At 56.7% G+C, this 25694-nt stretch carries 17 protein-coding genes; 5 read left to right on the forward strand and 12 right to left on the reverse strand.

Translation table 11 applies throughout. From position 1 onward, the window contains the following. Positions 1–55: 55 nt before the first annotated feature. The 4 genes from WC600_04650 to WC600_04665 form a co-directional block, all read right to left on the reverse strand. Positions 56–1030 (reverse strand): tetratricopeptide repeat protein, encoded by a 975-nt coding sequence (locus tag WC600_04650; GenBank protein MFA4902017.1) that lies wholly within the window; start codon positions 1028–1030, stop codon positions 56–58. Continuing rightward, a complete protein-coding gene (locus WC600_04655) occupies positions 1027–2964 on the reverse strand; it encodes a LytR C-terminal domain-containing protein (protein ID MFA4902018.1) in 1938 nt (645 codons plus the stop codon). The genes WC600_04650 and WC600_04655 overlap by 4 nt, the downstream gene beginning before the upstream one ends. A gap of 174 nt (positions 2965–3138) precedes the next feature. Beyond that, complete coding sequence (locus tag WC600_04660; GenBank protein MFA4902019.1) at positions 3139–3444, reverse strand: hypothetical protein; 306 nt, start codon at positions 3442–3444, stop codon at positions 3139–3141. Positions 3445–3467: 23 nt separating this feature from the next. Next, positions 3468–4862: a type II and III secretion system protein family protein gene (locus WC600_04665; protein ID MFA4902020.1), complete on the reverse strand. Its 1395-nt coding sequence runs from the start codon at positions 4860–4862 to the stop codon at positions 3468–3470. Between the two features lie 1213 nt (positions 4863–6075). Between WC600_04665 and WC600_04670 the strand changes: the two genes are divergently transcribed. The 5 genes from WC600_04670 (at position 6076) to WC600_04690 (ending at position 13079) form a co-directional block, all read left to right on the forward strand. Continuing rightward, positions 6076–6843: a lytic transglycosylase domain-containing protein gene (locus tag WC600_04670; GenBank protein ID MFA4902021.1), complete on the forward strand. Its 768-nt coding sequence runs from the start codon at positions 6076–6078 to the stop codon at positions 6841–6843. Positions 6844–6921: 78 nt separating this feature from the next. Further along, positions 6922–9342 carry a tetratricopeptide repeat protein gene (locus WC600_04675; protein ID MFA4902022.1) on the forward strand — a complete coding sequence of 807 codons (2421 nt, stop codon included), beginning with the start codon at positions 6922–6924 and terminating at the stop codon, positions 9340–9342. 190 nt (positions 9343–9532) lie between these two features. Next, on the forward strand, positions 9533–10960 hold the full coding sequence (locus WC600_04680) for a mannose-1-phosphate guanylyltransferase/mannose-6-phosphate isomerase (GenBank protein ID MFA4902023.1): 1428 nt from the start codon (positions 9533–9535) through the stop codon (positions 10958–10960). A gap of 86 nt (positions 10961–11046) precedes the next feature. Next, positions 11047–12114 carry a GDP-mannose 4,6-dehydratase gene (gmd, locus tag WC600_04685; GenBank protein MFA4902024.1) on the forward strand — a complete coding sequence of 356 codons (1068 nt, stop codon included), beginning with the start codon at positions 11047–11049 and terminating at the stop codon, positions 12112–12114. A 23-nt stretch (positions 12115–12137) separates the two neighbouring features. Then, complete coding sequence (locus WC600_04690) at positions 12138–13079, forward strand: GDP-L-fucose synthase (GenBank protein MFA4902025.1); 942 nt, start codon at positions 12138–12140, stop codon at positions 13077–13079. A gap of 28 nt (positions 13080–13107) precedes the next feature. Here WC600_04690 and wecB read toward each other — a convergent pair whose 3' ends face one another. The 8 genes from wecB to hisS all read right to left on the reverse strand — a co-directional run bounded on the left by wecB (position 13108) and on the right by hisS (position 25522). Then, a complete protein-coding gene (gene wecB, locus WC600_04695; GenBank protein ID MFA4902026.1) occupies positions 13108–14265 on the reverse strand; it encodes a UDP-N-acetylglucosamine 2-epimerase (non-hydrolyzing) in 1158 nt (385 codons plus the stop codon). 17 nt (positions 14266–14282) lie between these two features. Then, complete coding sequence (locus tag WC600_04700; protein MFA4902027.1) at positions 14283–15323, reverse strand: NAD-dependent epimerase/dehydratase family protein; 1041 nt, start codon at positions 15321–15323, stop codon at positions 14283–14285. A 37-nt stretch (positions 15324–15360) separates the two neighbouring features. After that, entirely contained in the window at positions 15361–16758 is a 1398-nt protein-coding gene (locus WC600_04705; protein MFA4902028.1) for a sugar transferase, read from the reverse strand. 866 nt (positions 16759–17624) lie between these two features. Further along, a complete protein-coding gene (locus WC600_04710; GenBank protein ID MFA4902029.1) occupies positions 17625–18029 on the reverse strand; it encodes a cobalamin B12-binding domain-containing protein in 405 nt (134 codons plus the stop codon). Positions 18030–18378: 349 nt separating this feature from the next. After that, positions 18379–20055, reverse strand: a complete 1677-nt coding sequence (locus WC600_04715; protein MFA4902030.1) for a methylmalonyl-CoA mutase family protein — start codon at positions 20053–20055, stop codon at positions 18379–18381. Between the two features lie 378 nt (positions 20056–20433). Next, positions 20434–22263 (reverse strand): cache domain-containing protein, encoded by a 1830-nt coding sequence (locus WC600_04720; GenBank protein MFA4902031.1) that lies wholly within the window; start codon positions 22261–22263, stop codon positions 20434–20436. A gap of 115 nt (positions 22264–22378) precedes the next feature. Then, entirely contained in the window at positions 22379–24163 is a 1785-nt protein-coding gene (gene aspS, locus WC600_04725; protein MFA4902032.1) for an aspartate--tRNA ligase, read from the reverse strand. Between the two features lie 63 nt (positions 24164–24226). Further along, entirely contained in the window at positions 24227–25522 is a 1296-nt protein-coding gene (gene hisS, locus WC600_04730; protein MFA4902033.1) for a histidine--tRNA ligase, read from the reverse strand. Positions 25523–25694 lie beyond the last annotated feature (172 nt).

Consider the following 25694-nt stretch of genomic DNA (forward strand, 5'->3'; position numbering starts at 1 on the left):
CACCCGAGGGTAGGTGTCCAACATTTACCGGGATTTTCCCGGAGGCCCCGATGCCTCAGCCGTCGTCGTGGCGGGATTCCTGCAGTTTTTCCAGGGCCCGCTGCAGGTTGGCTTTGGCTTCCTGGTAGAAGGTGGGCCTGAGCTCCATGGCTCGCTGGAAGCATTTGGCCGCCTCTTCAAAGCGCCCATCCATGAAATAATAGACCCCGATATTGTTATAGGCCTGGGCCTCATCCCCTGCCTTCAGAAAGGCCGTCAGAGCCTGGGGGTATTGTTTCTGGCCCGATAGCGCCTGGCCCAGCAAACGGTTGACTTTTTGGTTATCCGGGGCCAAGCTTTGGGCCTTCTTAAGGGTAGCCGTGGCACGGGTATAATCTTTACGCTTCAGGTAGGCCTCGGATAAAAGGATGAAGGAGGATAGGTGGCGAGGATCCAGAATTGTGGCCTTTTGGAACTCATTTATGGCCCGATCGATGTGCCCGGCCTCGAGAAAGGTGACCCCCAGGAGATGATGGGTCTTGGCCCGGCTGGGGTCTTGGGCCAAAACGTAATGGAATTCATCAATGGCCATGGGATACTGTTTGCCCTGAAGAAAGACCAATCCCAGGGCTTCGTGGGCCTGGAGCATCTCTGGCCGGTGCACCAAGACGAGGGCCAGTTCCTTCTGGGCGGCCTCCAACTTCCCGGACATGAGGAAAATGACCCCCACTTTATAGTGCAGGTCATAGCGTTCGGGGTGATCTCTCAGGACTTGAAGATAGTTAACCAGGGAATCTTCGAAGTTCCGGTTTTCCAGGGCCAAATCGCCCAGAGCCTCCAGGCGGTCATTCGGCAACTGTTCCGGCAGCGTGGGCGTGGGTTTCTTGTGAGACCAGTGGTCATGGAGGTCCTGAAGTTTGGCGACATCTTCCTGGCCCAGGCCGCGCGCAGCAGGAGACGAGTTCTTGGTGCAATGGCTCACGGCAAGTGGCAAGGCCAGCAGAATTGCCCCGCAAGCCAGCCGCCGGAGCGAGTGCAGCGTCGATTTCATTGTGCCTCGGTAGCCAGGCGCGCCATCAGTTGCGGACGTTCCAGGAGATCGGCTCCCAGCAGGATTTTCACCGCAATATCTTTATGAAGCTTCATACTGGGTTCCAGGCCCGCTCCCGGGAAAAGGGTTTCACCCAGGACCCGAGCAACTCTTTGGGCCTCGGGCCGATAATAAATGATGGTCTTTTCTGCCCCGAAATTTATGTAGTTGCCTATTCTGGCTACGGAGAATCCTTCCAGGTCAAGCAGTGTCCGGGTGCGGCGGGCCAGATGAGGGGTGCGGGTGCCGTTCAGTACTTCGATGGCCGTGTACTCCAGTTCTGAGGCAGTCAAAGGTTCGAAGGAGCGCGGTCGGGGAGTCTGGGCCACGGGAGCTGGAGGCTGGGAAGGCGCAGTCTTTTCCTGGGGCAGGGCATTCTGGTTGCCCGGGGTTAGGCGTTCCGCGGCTGCTGGCGCTGCCAGGCGTTGACCGGTTGGGGGAGGCGTTGCCTCGGCGGCCATGGGTTGAACCTTGTCCTGGCCCAGGCGCGCCATCAAGTCCTGATTTTCCAGGAGATCGTGGCCCAGCAGTACTTTAATGGCTACCTTGCCCCTGAGCTGGTCAGATTGTTCAAGGGCGGCCATGGGAAAAATATCGGTTTGCAGGGCCTGGGCGACTCTTTGCGCCACGGGCCGATAATAAATGATGGTCTTTTGTGCGCCGAAATCCACATGATTGCCGATTTTGACCACGCTGAAGGCTTCCTGGCTGAGCAGGGATCTGACTTCCCGGGCCAAATGGGGTGCGCGGGTGCCATTACGCACTTCGATGTCCGTGTCTATCAGTTCGGTGCAGGTCAGGTATGCCGGGCGAGAGCGTGGGGTGGCCTGGGCCGGCGCAGCTTGCTCAGGCGCCAACTTGGGTTTGGCCTCATGGGCAGGATTAACAAGTTCCGAGGCCGCCTGCATGGCCATCTTTTGCGGAGCCAGAGGCGCCGCGGGGGTGTCCAGCTCGCCGGAGGGAGAGGCGGGCCGCGGAGAGACGGCCACGGCCGGCGTTGGGGGTAAAGCCTCCTGTACGGGTGGAGCAGGGTGGGAGGTTGGGGCAACGACGGCGCGATCAGGCACCTCCATGGCGGCACGGGAAGCAGGAACCGGGGAGGTTTTCAGAGGCGCCGCCTGTTCCTGAGCCACATTGCCAGGCTGGTCGTTGTCCGGGACCGGCTGGGCGGGCGCCTGCATGGCGACCTTTTGGGGGGCTAGAAGCGCAGCCGGGGTATGCGAGGACACGGCCGCCACCTCGGCTGAAGCAGGTGCGGTCCTTTGGGCATATACGGCGCGGTCAGCCATACCCAGGGCTGCCAAGGCCTGGCGAGTTTTGTATTCGGCGGCAGCAGTGCCGTCAACTTCCTGCCAGAGCCGACGGGCCTCATCGGTGCGGCCTAAGCGACAGTACAAGAGCCCCAGGTTGTTGCGCGCCGCTTCATTGTTGGGATCACGGGCCAGGGTTTGGCGATAGCAGGTCTCAGCCTCCTGGTAACGCCCTTCCAGGTAATAGGTGAAGCACAAATTATTGGCCAAGGCGGGATGAGGGCCGTTTAAGGTGAGGGCCTCCTGGTAGAGCTTCCGGGCGGTATCGAATTGTCCCTGCTCCTCGTAACTTTGGGCCAGGGTATTGACGAGTTGGAGATTTTCCGGGTTCTGCCGGTGGGCCTGCTCCAATTCCTTGAGGGCCAGCTCGGGACGCCCCATTAATTTATAATAGTGGGCATTGCGTAGGAGGCGAGTGACTTCCCCAGGAGATTGACGAACGTTGGGATAAAAGGCGCCTGGGGTGGCATCGGTGTAGCTGGAGCCGGGAACCGGGCCGCAGCCAACCGCCCCCAAGGACCAGCCGATCCCGAGCGCAAGCACCGCCAAGCCAGTCAGTGCATACCCGTAAATTGATCTAGGCAAAAATCGCCAAGACCGTCTGCCCCCGGTTTGCCGGGGGCCCCCGCCCCTAGGATCGGGCCTGCCAGACCCTGGCGCGGCGCCGCGAGAATGCCTTTCTCCCTTACCCGTCATGGCCATCATAGTTGCTGACCCTCATGCTAACTGCGGTCTCCTTAGCTGTGCGGCACATAGGGTTCATTGCCCCATTTTGCCGGTACCTGTCGAGTAATCCAGGCCTTTCTTTTCCCTTTCGGCGGGCTCAAAGCTCTTATTGTAGCTTTCCATTTCGTTGACGGCGGCCTGAGGAGACAGTCCTACCGGCGGCGTGGGATTCAAGCCGGCCTGGGGATTAACCACCTGTTGGACGAGGTTGTTGCGCACCGAGTTGCCCCAATCCTGTTCTACGGCGCTGGGCGGATAACACCCGGCCAGACACAACAGGAGCATCCCCAACGCCAAAAAGATCCCAACGTAGGGGGCCCTTTTGTCATGGTTGTGCATGGTACTCTCCCTTAAGCCCGGAACTAATCGATAGACTGGTTGCCAAACCCCGGCGGCAGCGCCAGCTTGGGGGCCGGCTTGGAGGCCGGCTTGGCCCGGCCCTGATCCAGCCCCAGCAGGTAGGCGTCAACGTCCGTGGGGTCGATCCACTTATCCGTGGGCAACTGACCCTTTCCCGGCGGTATGGGCTTTACCAGGTGAGAGGTGACCAAGGCCACCAGCTCCGTTTCGTTCTTCTGGTAGTTGGTGGAGCGGAACAGGGCTCCCAGGACGGGGATATCTCCCAGGACGGGGAACTTGTTGATGACATTTCGAGATTGGTCCGACAACAGTCCGGCGATGGAAAAGGTCTGACCATCACGGACCTCGACCTGGGTGTTCATCTCCCGGGAGCGCAGCCCCGGCACCACGAAACCAGCCGTGCTCACGGCATTGGTATAATCCAGCTCGCTGACGGTGGGATGCACCTTAATGGCAATCTTGTTATCATCCAAGACCGTTGGGGTAAACTCCAACTGGACCCCGTACTGTTGAAACTGAATGGTAATGGTTGTACCGCCGCCAGTGGCTTGCGGCACCGGGTAGGGATACTGGCCGCCGGCGAGGAAGGAGGCCTTTTGGCCGCTGGTGGTCACCAGGTTAGGTTCGGCCAGCACCCGCCCCAGGTTATTCTGCTTCAGGAGATTCAGGAAGGCGGTCCACAGGATGCCACCCGCTTTCCAGCCGGCCATGGCCTGTATATTTGTGGATAATAACGCATCGAAAACCGTGCCCGGGGCCCCCGACGGGCCACCGCCAATAGACGGGTTGATGGTGCGCCCCAACCCGGAAATGGTCGAGAGACTGTTGAGCTGGTTCACACCGAAGTTGCCGCTGGGGCTCACCGCGGTGAAATTGATGCCGATTTGTTGGGCCACCGTCCGGTTGATCTCGGCTATCCGCACCTCGAGCATTACCTGCTGCACCCCGCCCACGTGCATCAGGTTCACCACCTTGGTCTCTTTGCCTTTGCCCTCGCCTTTCTCACCCCCGGCATAGGCCCGGGCCAGGGACAAGGCGGTGCTCTGGGCCACCGGCCCGGAGACCTCACCGGACATAACAATGGAATCCCCGGCGGCTTCCACCCCGATCTTCTCTTTGGGCAGGATCTGGTGGAGCTTCTCCTTCAATAAGGTCAGGTCGGCCTCCACCGTCACGGAGGTGGATGTGAAGCGGGACTTACCCCACATGCTGATGGTGGTCACCCCTGGGGCCAGGGCGTTGACGTAGATTTCCCGGTCAGAGATAAGGATGAGGTCGGCGATGTCCGGATCGGCCACCGAGATGCGGGTGAGGGCAAAGGGAGTGCGCAAGACCTTGGAGCGCCCCACTTTTAGGTGTATAAGCTGGTTGATTTCTTGATTCTTAACCCGATCCAATGGAGTTGCCGCCGGGGCTGGCATTGGCGCGAGAAAGCAGAGGATTACTATCCACCACAACCACCTCAATCTGTGGGCGGTGCTTTCCAAGCCGGCATGCCCTCCTTGGCGCGCTAATTGTAGAGAAGCTTTTAGGCGCAATCAGTCCCAAACGATATCAGATTTCTTACCACCTTAGTATCTACGGGAGTTTTGTCAACCCTTTTTTGAGAGCTCGATGCAAGTCAATAATACCCTAAGATTATTATAAAATCAAACAGCATTAATTTAGAATATCGTGTCCTGCAGGCTTGAAATGAAGAGAACGGTAAATAGCCGCGTCCCTAAGGACGCCGACACCGGAAGACGAATAAATGAATCAGTAAAGAACATAATAAAAATTCTGAGCCAGGATATATTTGGGCATCTACCGGGCATAAAAAGCACTAATATAACCCCCCAAGCTTTGCTCATGTCATCAACAATTCATATTCTCAATACATATCGGACTATTAAAAAAAATTGATTAAGAAAAATTTATTGGGATCGCTGGCGATTAAAAGTTAGCCTGCCTTGCCGGCGGATTAGCGAGACTTCCTGTCTTTGTTGATCATAGGAGGCTGGGAAGTTACTGATTTTTTGGGAAGGGGCTTGGTGAGCGGTTTGGGTACCCGGGTTGTAGGGAGGTTTTCCTTACGGACTCCGATGCCGGTTTCACCAGGCGAGGGTGCCAGAAAGGACGAACTCAGATGTTTCAAAATTTGTACATGCAGGTTGCCGGATTAGCATTTACTTGAACATGGTCCAAGGTGTGAAACATGGTTTTATCAAGCGAGTGCGGAGCCGTTGATGCAGAGTGCGGTGTTGCGGCAAGCAAGGCCCAAAAATTGCAAGAACCCAACGGCAGAGGTTATAGGCGTTGCCAAGAGTTTTTTCTTCTTCTCCCCTGACCCTCTCTTATAAGGGGAGAAGGGAATAAAAGGAAAGAACTTTTGGCAATCTCGATAGTTTTCGCCATCTCTTGGATTTCATGAGGCTGGAATTTTAGGAGTTTCTTCAGAGGTTAATCGGCCAAAGGAGTGGACGGGTGACGAAAGCGGTATTATGTTCTAAGATAAAGTACAATGAACTTGGATTAATGGCAAGGCGTGGCGTGCAAATCATATTGGTGCTTACTTTAATATGGTTGAGCGTGGTTCTCTTTTCTGGTCCTAGCGGAGAACCCACTCATAGATTGGCCGGCGACCGCGTCGGGCAGGTCGAGCAAGCTATGGTAGGCCCCGCCACAATTCCCAGGGGTGAAAGTCCCAACCCCTTTCCCCAGGCCAAACCGGTGCAGCCGGGTTCTGAGCTTAACGGCTTCGGGGAGGGGTTGTCCGGAACGGCCAAGAAGGGAGGTGGATCGGCTTTCCGGGCGCCGGTCCAGATTGCCAATCTGATAAAATGCAAAAATCTGGAAGAAGTGGTAGTAAAATATGCTCGGCAGTATGGCGTCGATGAGGATCTGGTGTGGGCCGTCATTCGCCAGGAATCCGGATTCAACGCCGGAGCTGTATCCCCTAAAGGCGCCATGGGACTTATGCAGCTGATGCCGGGGACCGCCGCTCTGCTGGGAGTATCCGATCCCTTTGATGTGGAGCAAAACGTTGCCGGGGGCGTTAAATATTTGGAACAGTGCCTCAATCAATTTAATCAGGATGTGCCCCTGGCTCTGGCCGCCTACAACGCCGGGCCTGGAAATGTCGTCAAATATCAGGGGTGCCCGCCTTTTGCCGAGACGCGGAATTATGTGGCGAGCATCCTGGCGGCCTATGCGGGGGAACCGATTCGAGAGGACTGGAAACTCTCCCGTGTAAATTATGTTGTGGGAGAAGAACTGGCCGCGGCCGCCGCACCGCTCAAGGGATTACCCTGGAGAATTCCCTTACCCAATTGGAGAATTGCCACACCGCAATGTAAGCTTGGCTCGCCCCACTGGAAAGTGACCGTGCGTCCTTTCTGAGACAGGAGGTCTTTGGGGCTCAAGTGCATCCCTAGCTTTGTGCTCAGGCAAAATAAAACTTTAAAGGTCTTATTCATTATGATGAAAAAACAATTTTCTCTGTGGAATGCCGTGGCTTGGATGGCGGCCCTTCTGGTGGCCCTCTCGATCTGTGCTTGCAGCAGCATGGAGGAGAAGCGGGATCAGTTCTTAGCTTCCGGAAAAGAATTATATGCGAAGGAAGACTATATCAGTGCCCGCCTGGAGTTTCAGAACGCCCTGCAGATTGACCCCAAGTTCGCCCAAGGCTTCTTGTGGTTGGGCAAAACGGAACTCAAATTGAAAAATCCCCGGGGGGCTTATGGGGCCTTGAATCAAGCGGCGGAACTGGACCCCAGCCTCACGGAGGCCCAAATCCTTCTGGGGGATATTTTCATGTTGGCCAAGCAACCGGACAAGGCCCAGCAAAAAGCGGAGATGGCTTTAAAGCAGGAACCCAAAAATACCGAAGCTTTACTCTTGTCCGCTTCCTTAGCCGCAACGCAAGGGCAACCGCAAAAGGCCTTGGATACCTTAGCAGAAGTGCGACGGCTGGACCCTACTAAGATCTCTGCCTACCTGATGGGGGCCGCCATCTTCGTCCAGGATAAGAAGCCGGACAAAGCCGCAGCTATCTTGGAGCAGGGGATTGACGCCAATCAGAAAGCGATGGCCCTCTATGTAGCCAGAGCCAGTCTGGCCGATAAGGAAAAGGATTTCGCGGTGGGAGAGACGTTTCTGCTGAAAGCCGTCGCCCAGGAACCCAAGAATGCCTCTCTTTATAATCAATTAGTGCGTCACTATACTGCGGCCGGTCAAAAAGATAAAGCCGAGGAGGCGATCCGCCAGACCATCACCCTGGAACCGGAGAGCGAAAAGCCGGTCATCTTGCTGGCGCGCTTCCTGCTCAGCCAAGGGCGACGCCAGGAGGCGGATAAGGCCCTCAAGGATTTCATCAAGGAGCATCCGGATAATTATGCGGGGCGTTTTGCCCTGGCCGAATTTTATGTTGCCCTGCGGAGGCCGGGGGAGGCTGAAAGCGTCCTGAAAGAAATTATCCAAAAGGACCCCAATGGACCGAAGGGATTAAAAGCCAAGGGTGAACAGGCGCGCCTGAAGCTCTCCCAGGGGCAGACCGAGGAGGCCGAAACGCTGGCCAATGAAATCTTGAAAGATAACCCCAAGGATATGACCGCCACCGAAATCCGGGGAATCATCGCCCTGAATAAAAAGGATGGCCTGACCGCGGTGAATAGTTTCCGTATCCTGAGCCAGGATCGGCCCCAAGACGCCCGGACCTGGCTGCTTCTAGCCCGGGCCCACCTGGTGAATAAGGAAAATGAACAGGCTAAGGAAAACGCCAAGAAGGCGTTACAGATCAAACCGGATTTTCAGGATGCCAGGAAATTCCTGTATGGCATGTATCTCCAGGACAAGGATTATGATGGGGCCATCAATACTATCCAAGGGTATCTGCGCGCCAATGAGAAAGATATTGCCAATCTCGTAGCTTTGGGGAATGTCTATACTCTCAAAGGTGATGAGGCCCAGGCCAAGGCAACCTTTCAGAAAATCATAACCTTGGAGCCCAAGAATCCCCAAGGCAACTTTCAACTGGCAATTCTGAGTTTAAGGACCAAGAAAATCCCCGAAGCCCTCAAGTATGCCGAAAAAGCGTTGCAGCAAGACCCCAATTTTATCCCGGCCTTGCAGCTCATGGCTGGGATCTATCAGGATCAAAAGCAGTTGGATAAGGCCTTGGCGATGGTGCGTCAAGCCATAGAGCGCAGTCCTAAAAATCCGCAACTTCACCAGATGTTGGGTGAACTGCTGCTGGTCCAGAAACAGCCCGAGGCTGCCATTGCTCCTCTGGAAGAAGCCCTGACCTTGAATCCGCGGCAAGTGACCTCTCTGCAGCTGCTCGCCCTGGCGTACCACCAGATGCCGGACCCGGCTAAGGCCGTGCAGCAACTGGAAGCAAAGGTAGCCGACCCCAAGGCTTCCCCGATCTTCGCTCTGGTGTTGGGATCAGTCTATGAGCAGGATAAGAAGTATGATAAGGCGATTAATCTCTATAACAGTCTGTTGGCCCGCAACCTTTTTACCCCTCTGGCCCGCAACAACCAGGCTTTTTTGATTGCCGAACACGATGCCACGCCGGACAACTTGGCCCGGGCCCAAAAACTGATTTCGCAAAACCTGGAGGACTACCCCGAAGAACCCAGCTTCTTGGACACCATGGGCTGGGTTCTGTGTAAACAGGGAAATTATGTTGAGGCCAAGACTTACCTGGAAAAGGCCGTAGAAAAGGTCCCCAACCAGTCGTCCATCCTCTACCATTTGGCCTGGTGTGAAGCCAAGCTGGGCGAGGCAGCCGCGGCCCGGGAAAATCTGCAGAAGGCCGTGGACAGCAAAAGTAAATTCCCGGAGCGGGAGGAAGCCCAAAAGCTGCTGGAAAGTTTGCCGGCAGGAGGGAAGTAGCAGATTCAGGCAGCAGGCAGGGCACATCTTGGCCCCCTGGCCGGCGCTAACCACCGCCGGCCAGGTCATGGGCCTGGAGAAAGTGGTTCTCTGTTCTTTAAAATCGCGGTTTCCCTCAATCAGGAGTTTCTGAAAAAAAATTAGTGAGCTATGATGTTTTAATGTGCCCTTTTCAAAAAAGGAAACTACCATGAATGCCTCAAACATTCCCATCTACGGAGTGATCCTGGCCGGGGGCTGGGGGACGCGCTTTTGGCCCTTGAGCCGGTCGCAGTATCCCAAGCAGGTGCTGCGCCTGTTGGGCTCCGAATCCATGCTGCAATCTACCGTTGAGCGCCTGATCCCGCGGATTCCGGCTGCGCGGCTGGCGGTGGTGACCAATGCCTCCCAGGCCGGGCTCATTCACCAGGAATTGCAGCGTAAGGGCTGGGATGAGGTGCGGATTTGGATTGAACCCGAGGGCCGCAATACCGCTGCCGCGGTGGCGCTGGCCGCGGTTTCCCTGGCGGATGAGGCTGAAGACGGGGTTATGGCCGTGTTCCCGGCCGATCATTTCATCCGGGACCAGGCCAGCCTGCTTAAGGGTTTGGATCTGGGAGCCGGCTGGGCTCAGGCCGGCTACCTGGTAACGTTCGGCATTCCCCCAACCCGTGCAGAGACGGGCTACGGCTACATCAAGCAAGGGGCGCCGTTAGATGACCAGGGGCGGGCCTCCCGGGTCGACCGCTTTATCGAGAAGCCCCCTCTAGCTCAGGCTCAGGAGTTTCTGGCCGATGGGAGATACCTCTGGAATAGCGGTATCTTTCTGTTTCGCCCGGATGTCGTCTTAGAAGCCTATTCCCGGTATTTGCCGGACCTGTACCGTGAACTGGTCCGGTTACGGAATCCGGAGAACCTGGCCTCTCTGGAAGAAATCTACCCGCGCCTCCCCAGCATCTCTTTTGATCACGGCATTATGGAGAAAGCTGACAACGTAGTGGTGGTGCCAGTGGAGATGGGCTGGAACGATGTGGGGACCTGGGAAGCCCTGCACGAACTCTTCCCCAAAGATGAGCGCGGGAACGTCAGGGAAGGCCGGGTCCTGGACCAGGATAGCCAACAGTGCGTTTTTTGGGCGCAAAACCGGCTGGTGGCCACCATCGGCTTAACCAACACCATCGTGGTGGACACCCCGGATGCCACCCTGGTCTGCCACCGGGATCGGGCCCAGGAAGTCAAAGAGCTGGTGACGGAGCTGCACCGGCAGCAACTGGTGGAGTCGGTGCACCACACCACGGTGGAGCGTCCTTGGGGCCGCTATACGGTCACCGACGAAGGCCCAGGTTTTAAAGTTAAGCGGATCGTGGTGGATGCGGGTAAAAAACTCAGTCTCCAGGTGCATCAGCGCCGGGCGGAACACTGGGTGGTGGTTGACGGGACGGCCCAGGTCACCCTAGGGCAGGAACTCAGGTTGGTGTCCAGTAATCAGAGTGTGTATATTCCTCAAAAGACTCCGCATCGGCTGGAAAATCCCACCATCGAGCCCTTGCAGATTGTCGAGGTGCAGACGGGGGATTACCTGGAAGAGGACGATATCATGCGCCTGGAAGATGATTATTGGCACCCCGACAAAGCCTGAAAAGAAAACCGGCGGGCAGAGATTGCGTTGGATAATGCCGCGGACTATGATGAGGCGAGAAATTTAAGGAAGAAGAGGTTGAAATAATGGGGCAGGGAAAAAAGGCCCTGGTGACGGGGATAACCGGGCAGGATGGCAGCTATCTGGCAGAGTTGCTTTTGTCCAAGGGTTATGAAGTGCACGGCCTGGTGCGGCGGTCCAGCACCTTTAACACCCGGCGCATTGACCATCTCTATGTGGACCCGCATGAAACGGGAGCCCGGTTTTTTCTCCATTATGGGGATCTGAGCGACTCCGGGCAACTCAGCCATTTGATCTATAATCTGCAACCTGAGGAGATCTACCACCTGGCCGCCCAGAGCCACGTGCGGGTGAGCTTTGACATGCCCGAATACACCGGGGATGTGACGGGCCTGGGGGTCACCCGGCTCCTGGAGGCTATTCGCCGCAGCGGCATCAAGACGCGGTTTTACCAGGCCTCGTCCAGTGAACTGTTCGGCGACTCCCCGGCGCCCCAGAACGAAGCGACGCCCTTGCGCCCCCGGAGCCCGTACGCCGCGGCCAAGCTTTATGGCTACTGGATGGTGCGGAACTATCGGGAAGCTTACGGCCTGTTTGCCACCAACGGCATCCTCTTCAACCATGAATCGCCCCGGCGAGGCGAGACGTTTGTGACCCGCAAGATCACTCGGGCTGTGGCCCGGATCAAGTTTGGCTTGCAGAAAAAACTTTACCTGGGCAACCTGGACGCCAAGCGGGATTGGGGTTATGCGCCGGACTTCGTAGAAGCCATGTGGCTCATGCTGCAGCAGGACACCCCGGAAGATTTTGTGATTGCCACCGGCGAGGCCCATTCGGTCCGGGAGTTTTTGGAAGGAGCCTTCGCCCATGTCAACCTGGACTGGCGGGACTATGTCGAGATCGACCCCAAGTACTTCCGGCCCACGGAAGTGGACTTCTTATGGGGAGATGCCGGCAAGGCCAAGAAAATCCTGGGCTGGCAGCCCCGGGTCAGTTTTCAAGAGTTGGTGCGCATCATGGTGGACGCCGATCTCCAAGCTCTGATGGATATGCGTCAGTGTCAGGATGTGATTGAGCGCCTGCGGCAGGAAAATCACCTCGATCCTTTAGGCCGCGGTAGTGCTCCTCGCTAGCCGGGGATTCAAGGAACAATATAATGGAATTGGACGCCAAAATCTATGTAGCCGGGCATCAGGGCCTGGTGGGCGGCGCCATCTGGCAGCGCCTGCAGGCTGCCGGGTTTCGTAATCTGGTGGGACGCAGCTTACAGGAACTGGACCTGCGGGACCAGGCCGCAGTGGCCGCGTTTTTCGACCAGGAACGCCCGGAGTATGTTTTTTTGGCGGCCGCCCGGGTGGGGGGGATCAGGGCCAACTCCACTTTTCCGGCGGAGTTTATTTACGACAACCTGATGATTGAGACCAACCTTGTGCACCAGGCCTACCGGCACGAGGTCAAGAAGCTCTTGTTCCTGGGCAGTTCCTGTATCTACCCCAAGCTTTGTCCCCAGCCCATGCACGAAGAATCTCTCCTGGACGGCAAGCTGGAACCCACCAATGAACCCTACGCGGTGGCGAAAATCGCCGGCATCAAGCTCTGCCAGGCCTATAACCGGCAGTACGGCACCTGCTTTATCTCGGTGATGCCCACCAATCTCTATGGCCCCGGGGACAATTTTGACCTGCTGGACTCCCATGTCATTCCTGCGCTCATCCGAAAGTTTCACCAGGGCAAGGTGGGCGGGGCGCCGGAAGTGAAGGTCTGGGGCACCGGGGCTCCCCGGCGGGAATTTCTTTACGTGCATGACCTGGCCGACGCCTGTCTTTTCTTGATGGAACGCTATCAGGAGGGGGAAATTATTAATATCGGGGTAGGGCAAGATCTGCAGATCCTGGAGTTAGCCCGGCTGGTGGGAGAGGTCGTCGGCTATCAAGGGCGGATTGTGCAGGACTTAAGCTACCCTGATGGCACCCCGCAGAAACTTTTGGACGTCAGTAGACTTACCGCCTTGGGCTGGCAGGCCCAAACACCCCTCAAAGAGGGCCTGCAAAAGACGTATGATTGGTTTCTCCGCAGCCCCTGGGCGGGGGAAGTCTAACGCACCTCATCTCCGGCAGGACTCGCGTTCAACCAATCAGACCCCCGATGATCTCTTCGATGCGTTGGGCCGCCTGGCCGTCGCCATAGGGGTTGCGGGCCTGGGCCATGGTTTGATAGCTGACCGGGACCTCCATAAGTTCTTTAATTTCATGAAAAATCGTGGCTCTATCCGTGCCTACCAGTTTAACTGTTTTGGCCCAGACCCCCTCGGGGCGCTCGGTAACGTCTCTCATGACCAGCACCGGCTTCCCCAGGGCGGGAGCCTCTTCCTGGATGCCGCCGGAATCGGTTAAGACCACATAGCTTTGACTGAGCAGATACACGAAGGGGGCATAATCCAAGGGGGGTAACAGGAAGAGGCGGCCACCCGGCCCTTCCCCGGCAGCCCCACTGACCGGGGCCAGGATCTGCTTTACCGGGCGCTGCACATTGGGATTGAGGTGCACCGGATAAACCACCACGGCATCGGCAAAGGACTCCACCACATCCCGCAAGGCCCAGCAAATGCTTTCGAACCCGGGCCCAAAATTTTCCCGGCGATGGCCGGTGACCAGGATCAGGCGTTTACCATTGAGCGACAACTGAAACTCCCGGGCAAAATACCCTGCCCAAGTCTCTTTTTGTTGGTCAACCCGGCCGGCAATAATCTTGAGGGCATCGATGACGGTATTGCCGGTGACCCAGATGCGCTCCGGAGCTACGCCTTCGGCCAGGAGGTTGTCACGGGCCCAGGGGGTGGGGGCAAAGTGGTAGTCGGTCAAAACCCCCGCCAATTGCCGGTTGATTTCTTCCGGAAAAGGCCGGTGCTTATCCTTGGTGCGGAGACCAGCCTCCACATGCCCCACGGGTATTTTCAGGTAGAAGGCCGCCAGGGCCGCCACAAAGGTGGTGGTGGTATCACCGTGGACCAGCACCAGGTCCGGTTGTTCCCGGCGCAGGACCTCTTTTAAGCCAATCAAGGCCCGGCTGGTGATGTCAAACAGGTCCTGGTCGGGCGACATGATATCCAGATCAAAGTCCGGCTGAATCCCAAAGATATCCAAAACCTGGTCCAACATGTGCCGGTGTTGGGCCGTCACCGCGACTTTAACCTGAAAAGAGGCCGCGGCCTTTAAGCGCAAGTACACCGGGGCCATCTTGATGGCCTCAGGCCGGGTGCCGAAAATGAGGAGGATTTTTTTCACGGCGATATTTGCGACCTTTAGCCCTTGGACACAATTTGGCGGTTTGCCGAGGACATGCCGGGGCCAAACCGGGCCGCCGCGGCAATCAGGTCCCAATTGTCTTGAAACCAGGCAATGGTGTGCTTCAGGCCTGCATCAAACGGGGTATTGGGTTGGTAGCCGATCAGGCTCTTGGCCCGGTCCACTGAGGCTAACAACCGGGGCTTGGTATCCCATTTGCGCCGGGCAGTGAAAGTGATGCCGGCTTTGTTGCCCACCTGGCTGTTAATCATCTCGGCCAGGTCGATTATGCGGGTCTCATAGCCTGAGGCCAGATTGAATTCCTGGCCCACCGCGGCGTCAAAGTAGCCGGCCCGCAGGAGCCCGTCCACGATATCGCCCACAAAGGTAAAGTCCCGGGTCTCTTCTCCGGTCCCGGTGATGGGCAGCGGCAGCCCCTGCATGGCCAGATAGATGAAGTTGGGAATCACGTTGCGGTATTGCCCAGGTACTTCGCCGGGGCCGTACGAGTTAAAAAACCTGGCCTTGACTTCCGGCACACCGTAATGGTGTTGGAAAAAGTTGCAGTAAAGTTCTCCGACCATCTTGGTAATCTGATAAGGAGAGCTCAGATGCAGGGACATAAACTCTTCAGTAAGGGGCAGAGGGGCGCTGCTCCCATAGATCGAACAGCCGGAGGAGGCGTAAACAAAACGTTTGACTCCGGCAAGATGGGCATATTGCAAGAGTTTTAAAGTGCCCAGGCCATTGACCAGCAGGTCGGTTTCAGGATGGTCGATGGAATTCTGGTTGGCGAACAACGCGGCCAGGTGAAAGACCACATCCGGCCCTTCAAAGAAAACCCGCTTGAGTTCAACTTCGTCCAGGATGCTGCCTTCCACAAACAAGACGTTCGGCAGGGCCGGCACGTTCCAGCGGGATGCAGATGACAGGTCATCCACCACCACTACCGATTTGGCGCCCAGCTCCCCCAAAGCCCGAGTTAAATTGCTGCCGATGGCCCCGGCCCCGCCGGTAACCAAAATAGTCTTTCCCCGATAGGCTTCTTTATAATCCATAGTCATTACCTCACTTGGTATAGTTGCGATCGGGACCTTATCGGCCCGAACCAAAAAGCACGATGCGGATAGTCTTGAGTAGGATCGCCAGATCCAATAACAAGCTCATGTTCTTAATATAGTAGAGATCGTATTGCAGCTTTTCTTTGGTCTCTTCCAGGGTTGCGGCATAAGAGTGCATAACCTGGGCCCAGCCAGTTATGCCTGGTTTTACCAGGAGCCGATAACTGTAGTAGGGGATTCGCTCTTTATAACCGCAGAGCACCTGGCAGGCGTGAGGGTCGGAAGCACGGCGTCCCTCCCGCAACTCCGGGACCGCCTGCTGGAATTCCCGGATAAACACTTCGCGTTCGGGGCGGGGGCCGATAAAGCTCATATCGCCTTTCAAGATATTGTAGAGTTGAGGAAGTTCATCCAACCGGGTCAGACGCAACAAACGCCCCACCCGGGTAATGCGCGGGTCGCGGTGGCAAGCAAACTGCGGTCCACACTTCTCGGCATCATTGACCATCGTGCGGAACTTTAAGATACGGAAAGGTTTGCCGTCTTTTCCCAAGCGTTCCTGGCCGAAAAAGACCGGCCCAGTGCTATCCAGTTTCACGGCCAGGGCAATGAGGACCCAAAGGGGCCAGGTCAGGGCCAATCCCAATGAGGCCAAGACCAAGTCCGTGATCCTTTTGAAGTGGCGATAGTAGACTTTATTACTGTTCAAGCTGTGGATCAGAAGCCATACATCCGAAATGTGACTGGTGGGGATCTTCCCTGCCAAAAACTCGTAGAGGCTGGGCATGTCAATTAACTGGACCCCCATAAGTGAGAAACGGACCAGGTTGTTTAACAAGCCTGTAGGGTTGCTATGAGTTATGGCCATCACCAGCATGCCAATCCTATGGGAGGTAATCACCTCGCCTAATTGGCTGCAGTTTCCCAGGACAGGGGTGCCATCAATGCTGAGACCTATTTTTTGCGGGTTATCATCCAGAAACCCCGCAACTACCAAACCGCTATTCGTGCGACCCTTGATAATTGTGTGGATTTCTTGCCCAGCCTTGCCGGCGCCGATAATCAAAACCTTTCTTTGCAGGCGCATTGGGAGAGCGATAGCCGAAAAGGAGAAGCGCCACAAAACCAAAAGCCAAACGAAGATCACCCCCTGCCATTCGACAAAGCCACGGCCAAGCACATGACGTGGGGGCAACGTGAACATGATCACCACTAACAGGGTGCCTATGAGAGACGACAAAATGATCGTGCTGATATTTTCAAGCCGCCGAAAATCAAGGTAATGATCATACAGATTGGCCACGTAGAGCACTAAGGCATAGGTCAACCCCATCAGGATTAAGGGAGTTATAAATACATCCAAGAAAAACCAGGGGATCTCGAGGGTCCTGCGGCTCAAGCAATAGCCGATAGGCACTGACAGGCCAAACATGACCAGGTCACCGGTCAATAAAGTGAGAGGCCATATAGAAAGGGGCACGCCCAGAAGTTTGAGCATCTAGCTCACCAATCAGGAAAGGCTGGTTAATGCCAGCCGGGGGAGGTCACAGTCAAAGGCCATGGATTGGTCTTGGACTCCGGCAAACAAGGTAAGAATGTCAAGGAATCGAAACGTAATGTTCAAAGATTCTTTCAATCGGTCCACCATGCCTTCTCAGGATAGAATATGTGCATAAAGCTTGCCATTGCCCCTCGAACTCCTTGCTCATCGAACCTCAGGGGGGTTGATTAAATATCATTGCAAATTGTATTCCTTAACTGCTTCCGCCATTCCGGGTTTTCCCGTTTATAGGACTGGGGATAAATCACATCATAAAACCATAACAATTCTGAATAGTTGTCTTTCTCGCCTGTCTTCCCCTTGAACCAACTTCCTGTTCAAGTCAAGCGAAGCAACGTTGACTTGTATAAGATCGCAGCCTAACTTTGAACAACTATCAAAGAACAATAAGAGGTTAATAACTTTCAGATGTTATACGAGGAGAATCGCGGCAAGAATTGTTGGTTAATTGATAAAAAGCCCACAATTACAATTATGGTGAACATATTCAAAGGAACTAGTTTAATGTCCTGGCAAGAAGAAGAGAGCGTTTCTGATGAGGGAAAATTATGGGGGAGGATAGTAGAACTTTACCACTAAAAAGGGCGGACACACAGGTCCGCCCCTACAAAATACTGATGAACGCAGGCCGGATGCCTGTGCCCTCTATGCTTAAACCGAATCAAACGGCGCAGGCTAAAGCCTGCGACTACCAATAATAAGGGTGCGGCGGGCGCACCCTTCAGTTTTTGTCCTGCTTAGCGCTGGCGGACGTGTTCTTTGATGAAGCCGATGATATCGCCGGTGTCGGTGCCGGGGCCGAAGATGGCAGCGATGCCGGCGGTTTTCAAGGGCGGAATGTCTTCATCGGGGATGATGCCGCCGCCCATGACCAGGACATCGCTGATGCCCTTTTCCTTCACCAGGTCCAAAACCTTAGGGAACAGGTAATTGTGGGCCCCGGAGAGCACGCTCATGGCGATGACGTCCGCATCTTCCTGGAGGGCTGCTGCGACGATCTGCTCCGGGGTCTGCCTGAGGCCGGTGTATATTACTTCCATGCCGGCATCCCGCAAGGCCGCACAGATGACCTTGATGCCGCGATCATGTCCGTCCAATCCGGGCTTGGCGGCCAAGACCCTGATTTTTCTTTCTTCCGGCATTGTCTTTCTCCTTATGCAAGTTATGCAAGGCGCAGTGGATAGAGATTCTTCGCTACGCTCAGAATGACGAGTTTACCCACACCATACGGCGGGCAATGCCTGCCCCACATTTTATAGGGGCGGGCGGGGACGCCCGCCCTACCAACCTGAACCTCACAACCAGATTTTTCGAGCCCAGGCGAGACGCCGTGCCATCAAATTACTTCCCCCTCACCCTAACCCTCTCCCCCACCGGGGGAGAGGGGACAAAGCTGAATCTCTTTAACGCTCTCATTAAATAGATAGTCTTCCCCGCTTCACCGCTTCCGTGCCTTTGCTGAAAGCTGAAAGCTGACCGCTGAAAGCTCTTTCACAGCAGCGCCGGGGCTTCGTATTCGCCGAAGACGCCTCGCAAGGTGTCGCAGACTTCGCCCAGGGTGGCCAGGTTCCTGACCGCGTTGAGGATGGGCGGCATGAGTGCGTCGGTGCCTTGGGCCGCAGTCTTGAGCTCGGCCAGGGCTGTCGCGACGGCGGCGTTGTCCCGGGTGTTTTTCAGTTCCTGGAGGCGAGCTATCTGTTTTGCGCCGACTTCCGGGTCGACCTTGAGGAGGCCCGTTTGTTTTTCTTCGTGGGTTTGGAAGCGGTTCAGGCCCACGACGATGCGCTCGCTCTTTTCGATCTCCCGCTGGAATTTATAGGCGCTGGCCGCAATCTCTCTCTGGATGAAGCCTTTTTCGATGGCCGCGACCGCGCCGCCCATGCGGTCGATCTGGTCGATGTATTCCTGGGCCCGGGCCTCCACGGCATCAGTGAGGTTTTCCAGATAATAAGAGCCCGCCAGCGGATCGATAGTATCGCAGACGTTGGTCTCGTAGGCCACCACCTGCTGGGTGCGCAGGGCCACCTGGACCGCCAGCTCAGAGGGCAAGGCCAGGGCCTCGTCAAAGGAGTTGGTGTGCAGGGACTGGGTGCCGCCCAACACGGCGCTCATGGCCTGGAAGGCCACCCGCATGATGTTGTTGAGGGGCTGCTGGGCGGTGAGGGAGCAGCCGGCGGTCTGGGTATGGAAGCGGAGCATCAGGGAGCGGGGGTCGGCGGCGTTGAAGCGCTCCTTCATGATCTTGGCCCACAAGCGGCGGGCGGCCCGGTATTTGGCCACCTCCTCCAGGAAGTCGGAATGGGCGTTGAAGAAGAAAGAGAGCCGGGGCCCGAACTCATCCACCTTCATGCCCGCGGCAATGGCGGCCTCGACGTAAGCGATGCCGTTGGCCAGAGTGAAGGCGATTTCCTGAACCGCAGTGGAGCCGGCCTCCCGGATGTGGTAACCGCTGATGCTGATGGTGTTCCACTGGGGCACTTCCTGGGTGCAGTAGGCGAAGATATCGGTGATGAGGCGCATGGAAGGCCGGGGGGCAAAGATATAGGTGCCCCGGGCCGGGTATTCCTTCAAGATATCGTTTTGCACGGTGCCCCGCAGTTTATTGAAAGGGACACCTTGCTTTTCCGCCACGGCCAGGTACATGGCCATAATGACGGCGCAAGGGGAATTGATGGTCATGGAGGTTGACACCTGGTCCAGAGGGATGCCCTGGAAGAGGCGCTCCATGTCCCACAAGGAGTCGATACAAACCCCGACCTTGCCCACTTCGCCCTGGGCCAGAGCGTGATCGGAATCATAGCCGATCTGGGTGGGGAGATCGAAGGCCACCGACAGCCCGGTCTGACCGGATTTCAAGAGGAAGTGGTAGCGTTCGTTGGTTTCCTCGGCGGTGGCAAACCCGGCATACTGGCGCATGGTCCAGAAGCGGCCGCGATAAGCGGTAGGCTGCACTGCGCGGGTGTAAGGGTACTGGCCGGGCAGACCCAATTGCTTCAGATAATCGAACTCTGCCATATCCAGGGGAGTATAAACCCTACCCACGGGGATGCCCGAAGTGTTGAGAAAATCCGCTTTGCGTTCCGGCATTTTCTGCAGCGCCTTGGCCACCTTTTCATCATACTTGGCCTTGGCTTCTTTAATGCGTTCCAACTGTTCTTTATCAGACATGCACTGTCCTCCCTGAAAAAACCGTTTTTGGTTTTTGGTTTTTCGTTTTTGGTTAAAAATACTATTAACTTCAGCAAGTTGCTATCTGTTTCACTTGCAAGTAACCGCGGAATTAAGCGGTGAAACCTTACCTTATAGTCAAATTTCTTAAAAGGGAAATGCTATTAATGGTTCTAGACACCCATCCCAGATTAACATACCGGATGCCCGAACTCTCGAATATCAGAGATTTCCTGAATCTCTTGTCATAAATTTTCTGACAAACCAAATGTGGCATGGCGGCTGTCAGGCAGTATCTTCAGAGGGACAAAGGGCGCCCAACAACGGCGCCCTAATTATTTATACCAAAAACCAAAAACGAAAAACCAAAAACGGTTTCTAAATCTCGCCTTCTTGCTCCATTTTGGCCAAGGCCTCGAAGCGGATGTCCATGCCCAGGATGCCCTGGATTTCATCATTGTCGTTGCGCACCGGCACGCTCACAGTGATGCACAGGGCGCCGGTAAACCGGGAAGTATAGAAGTCCGAGACGAAGCTTTTGCCGGTCTTGATGGGTTCAATAAACCAAGAGCGGTTGGATAGATCCTCGTCCAGCTTCATTTCGGCGTACTTGGCCCGGTCGACGATGTGGGTGATATTTTTGGTAATCTTGCGACCGTCCAGGTTGACCACGTACATGAACTGAATGAAGGGGAAATTGTCCAGGGCCTTCTGGAGGATGGGCTCCATGCGGGCCGGGTCCATGGACCGGATGTCGTCGGACACCGCCAGATCGGCCGCCAGGTGGGCCGCCAGCTTGTAAGTCTTTTGTTTGAGTTCGTCGAACTCGGAGACAAAAAGCTCGGAGAGGTAGCGGCGGGCCATATTCTCCATCTCATCGTCGGAGATGGAAGTGCAGCGGCCGAATTCATACATTTCCATGATCTTCTTAAAGATCTTGGCCACTCCGGGGTGGTTCTTGTCTACCGCCCGTTCTCCTTCCAGCTTGAGCCGGGTGTTGAGCCAGTGGACGATGCCGGCCTTACCGGATTTGTCGGTAATGGTGATCCGGATGGGACGGTTCAGGATCTTGCCGGTGTCGAAGGCATTGTAGATTTCTTCGTTTTTGAGGAGCCCGTCGGCATGGATCCCGGCACTGGTGTTGTTGAAATTTTTCCCCACAAAGGGATAACTTGCCGGAATGGGATAATGCAGCTCCCGCTCGAAATACTCGGCGATTTCCGAGATCACGGTGGTTTCAATACCGTCGGTGGTGCCCCTCAGAGAGATATACTCCATGAGCATGCCCTCGATGGGGGCGTTGCCGGTGCGTTCGCCGAACCCCAGCAGGGCGCCGTTCACCGCGCCGCAGCCGTAGAGCCAGGCGGTGACGCTGTTGACCAGGACTTTGTGGAAGTCGTTGTGGCCATGCCACTCCAGGAGATGGCCCGGCACCCCTGCGTCTTCAATCATGGCCCGCACCAGCCGGGACACGCTCCGGGGCAAAGCGGCGCCGCTGTAAGGCACGCCGTAGCCCATGGTGTCGCAGAGGCGGAGCTTGATATCGATGCCGGACTCTTGCCGGAGTTTCATCAATTCGATGGCAAAGGGCACGCAGAAACCATAGATGTCGGCCCGGGTAACATCTTCCATGTGGCACCGAGGCTTAATACCCATATCCAGGGCGGCTTTGACGATGGCCAGGTAGTCCTCCATGGCCTTTTTCCGGTCCCATTTGAGCTTCAGGAAGATGTGGTAATCGGACACCGAGGTGAGGATGCCGGTCTCGATCAAACCCATCTCCTGGACCAGGGCCAGGTCCGAGGCGTTGGCCCGAATCCAGCCGGTGATCTCGGGGAACTCGTAGCCCCGCTCCCGGCATTTCTGCACGGCCTCTTTGTCTTTGGCGCTGTAGAGGAAAAACTCGCTCTGGCGCACGATGCCCTTGGGGCCCGACAAGCGGTGGAGCAGGTCGAAGATATCGACGATCTGGCGCACCGTGTAGGGAGGCCGGGCCTGCTGCCCATCCCGGAAGGTGGTGTCGGTGAGCAACATCTGTTTCGGGGGCGCGGGCACGACGAATTTGTAATCGAAGTCGATGCGGGCTACTTCGGTATACGGGAAGATGTTCCGCATCAGGTTGGGCTCTTCCACCTCCTGCAATTTGTGGTGCCAAAAGGTGGTGTGCTCATGGTCCAATAACCGGCGATCTTTGTTCCAGCGAGACATAATGTGCCATCCGTTTGTATTAGCTTTCAGCTTTCGGCTATCAGCCGTCAGCTTGATGCCATTAATTTAATTTTGCAATTTTACCTGGGGCGGGTTTGAAACCCGCCCCTACAGGCTATTTTTCTACTCTCAGACCTAGCTCCAGCAGTTGTTCCAGGGCCACCGGGGACGGGGCCTTGGTCACCAGGCAGGCGGCTTTCTGGGTTTTGGGAAAGGCGATGACTTCCCGGATGGATTTGGCGCCGCAGAGGATAGCCACCAGGCGGTCGAAGCCGAAGGCCACGCCTCCGTGGGGCGGCGCGCCGTATTCCAGGGCCTCCAGAAGAAAGCCAAATTTTTCCTCGGCTTCATCAACGCCGATTTTCAGTGCCTGAAAGACCTGTTGCTGGATATCCCGGCGGTTGATGCGGATGCTGCCGCCGCCGATCTCAGTGCCGTTGAGCACCAGGTCGTAGGCCCGGGCGCGGACCTGCCCCGGGTCGGTCTCAAGCAGGGCCAGGTCTTCTTCCTTGGGGGCCGTAAAGGGGTGGTGCATGGCCGAAAAGCGCCCCGCCTCGTTGTCGTACTCCAGCATGGGGAAGTCGGTGACCCACACCAGGTTGAAGGTATCTTCGGGGATGAGACTTTCTTTCTCCGCCAGATGGAGCCGCACCTGACCCATGGCGGTTGAAGCCACCAGTGGGACGTCCGCCACAAAGAGGAGCAGGTCGCCCTCCTGGGCTTCCAGGCGCCCGTTGATGGCCGCCCTGGCCCCTGCGGGGAAAAATTTAGACAGAGGCGACTGCCAGGCCCCATCACTCTGGATTTTTACCCAGGCCAGGCCCCGGGCCCCGTAGACGCCGGCGAGGTCGATGAGTCCGTCCAGGTCCTTGCGGGAAAGTTTACTTAGCCCCGGGCCGTTTAAGGCCTTGACGATGCCGCCCTGGTCCACCACCTCCCGGAACTGGCGGAACTCCGAATCCATAACCAAGTCGGTGATATCCTTGAGCTCCAGCCCAAAGCGCGTGTCCGGACGATCCAGCCCAAAGCGGTCCAGGCATTCCTGGTAGGTCAGGCGGGGAAAGGGCGGCGCCAGGTCCAGGCCTTTGAGTTCCCGGAACAGGGCCACCATGAGCCCTTCCACCACGTGCATGATGTCCGCTTCGGTGATGAAGGCCATCTCCACGTCGATCTGGGTGAACTCGGGCTGGCGGTCGGCCCGCAAGTCTTCATCCCGGAAACACCGGCACAACTGATAATAGCGGTCGAGCCCGGCCATCATCAGAAGCTGCTTGAAGAGCTGGGGCGACTGGGGCAGGGCGAAGAACTGTCCCGGCTGCACCCGGCTGGGCACCAGGTAATCCCGGGCTCCCTCCGGGGTGCTTTTGGTGAGGATCGGGGTCTCCACCTCGATGAAGCCCTGGCCGTTGAGAAACTGGCGGGTGACCTGAGCGGCCCGGTGCCGGAAGAGGATGTTCTTCATGACGCTGGGGCGCCTGAGGTCCAGGTAGCGGTACTTCAGCCGCAGGGCCTCAGAGATGTCGACCCGGTAGTCTTCCAGCTCGAAGGGTGGGGTCTTGGAGGAGTTTAAGATGCGTAACTCTTCAACCAGGACCTCGATCTCTCCGGTAAGCAGATTGGGGTTGATCATGTCCGCGGGCCTGAGGTTCACCAGGCCCCGCACTGCGATGACGTACTCATCCCGGAGCACCCCGGCCTTGATGTGGGTATCGGGATTGACCTCAGGACTAAAGACCACCTGGGTCAGTCCTTCCCGGTCCCTCAAGTCCACGAAGATGAGGCCGCCGTGGTCCCGCCGACGCTGCACCCAGCCCATGAGCACCACTTCCACGCCGTTGTCCGCGGCAGTGAGCGCGTTGCAGGAATGAGTGCGTTTTAGCCCTTCGAGCGAATCAAACACGTTGGGTTCCCTCTTTTCCCAGACTTCAAGGTCATATAGGGCGTGCCGTGCACGCCGAATTACTTAAAGATTACTTGCGTCGGAGTTGATTTTTTTAAGCAAATATTCGACCAGGCCCTCAAAGGGGACTTGCTCCTGCTCGGCCGGGGACCGGCCGCCGCCTTGGGCGGCAATTTTGCGCATGGGGCGGACCTGGGCCGCGCCCGTTTCCAGTTCTTTGTCTCCCAGGATGACCACGTAAGTTGCGTTTAAGCGATCGGCCAGAGTCATCTGGGCCTTCAGCGACCGGCCATCGAAATCCATTTCCCCGGCCAGGTTTTTCCGGCGCAACTCTTCGACCAGGGTGAAGGCCCGATCCCGGGCGAGCTCTCCCAGGGCCGCGACAAAGACGCGATTTTGTTGGTCGGCGCCCAAATCCTGGGGCAGCACTTCCAAGAGGCGGTCCTGGCCGATGGCAAAGCCGATGGCGGGGAGGTCGGGGCCGCCCAATTCCTTGGCCAGGCCGTTGTAGCGCCCGCCGCCGGCCACCGCGTCCTGGGCCCCCAACCCTAAGGCCACCACTTCAAAGGCGGTGCGGGTGTAGTAGTCCAGGCCCCGGACCAGCCTGGGCTGGACCTCATAGGCCACGTTGAACCGGTCCAGCAACTCCTGCACCCGGGCAAAGTGGGCGGCGCAGTCGGGGCAAAGATAATCTTTGATCACCGGGGCGTTGTGTAAAATCTCCTGGCAGTGAACGCTCTTGCAGTCCAGCACCCGCAAAGGGTTAGTGGTGCGGCGGCGCAGGCAGTCATCGCAGAGGCCTTCCCGGTTGATCAAGAACAGCCCCAGGGCCGCCTTGAACTTGACCTGGCATTCGGGGCAGCCCAGGGAATTGATGAGCAGGCGCATCTCGCCTAAGAGCAGGCGCTTGAGGATATGGAGCAGGAGCAGGATGACTTCCACGTCCAGCTCAGGCGCGTCCACGCCGTAGGCCTCGCAGTTGATCTGGTAAAACTGGCGGAAGCGGCCTTTTTGAGGCCGTTCGTAGCGAAACATCGGCCCCATGGTATAAAGCTTCTTGACCCCGGCGTCCTTTTCCAGGCGATTTTCCAGCACCGCCCGGAGCACCGAGGCGGTGGCTTCGGGACGGAGCGTCAGGGAATCGCCCTTGCGGTCCGGGAAGGTGTACATTTCCTTGGCCACGATGTCGGTTTCTTCCCCGATGGAGCGGGAGAAAAGCTCGGTGCGCTCCAGCAGCGGCAGACGGATCTCGCGGTAGCCGTAGAGGTCGAAGACCTCGCGAGCTACGGATTCAACCCACTGCCACCGGACGGTGTCCGGCGGCAGGATGTCCCGCATGCCGCGAATTGCTTTGATCATGGCCGATTATCCTTGAAAAACCCTTAAAAGAATAAAAATAACCTTTAGGAGGCTGGGCTGTCAAGGTGATTTAGGGGAAGAGGGCGCAGTGCGGTGCACGGCAAATCCGCCTCAAATGATCGATCGGCTGATAAATTAAACTTTTCCCTTATATCAATCCGTGTTAAAAAAT

This window comes from Desulfobaccales bacterium, assembly GCA_041648175.1.
GTDB lineage: Bacteria > Desulfobacterota > Desulfobaccia > Desulfobaccales > 0-14-0-80-60-11 > 0-14-0-80-60-11.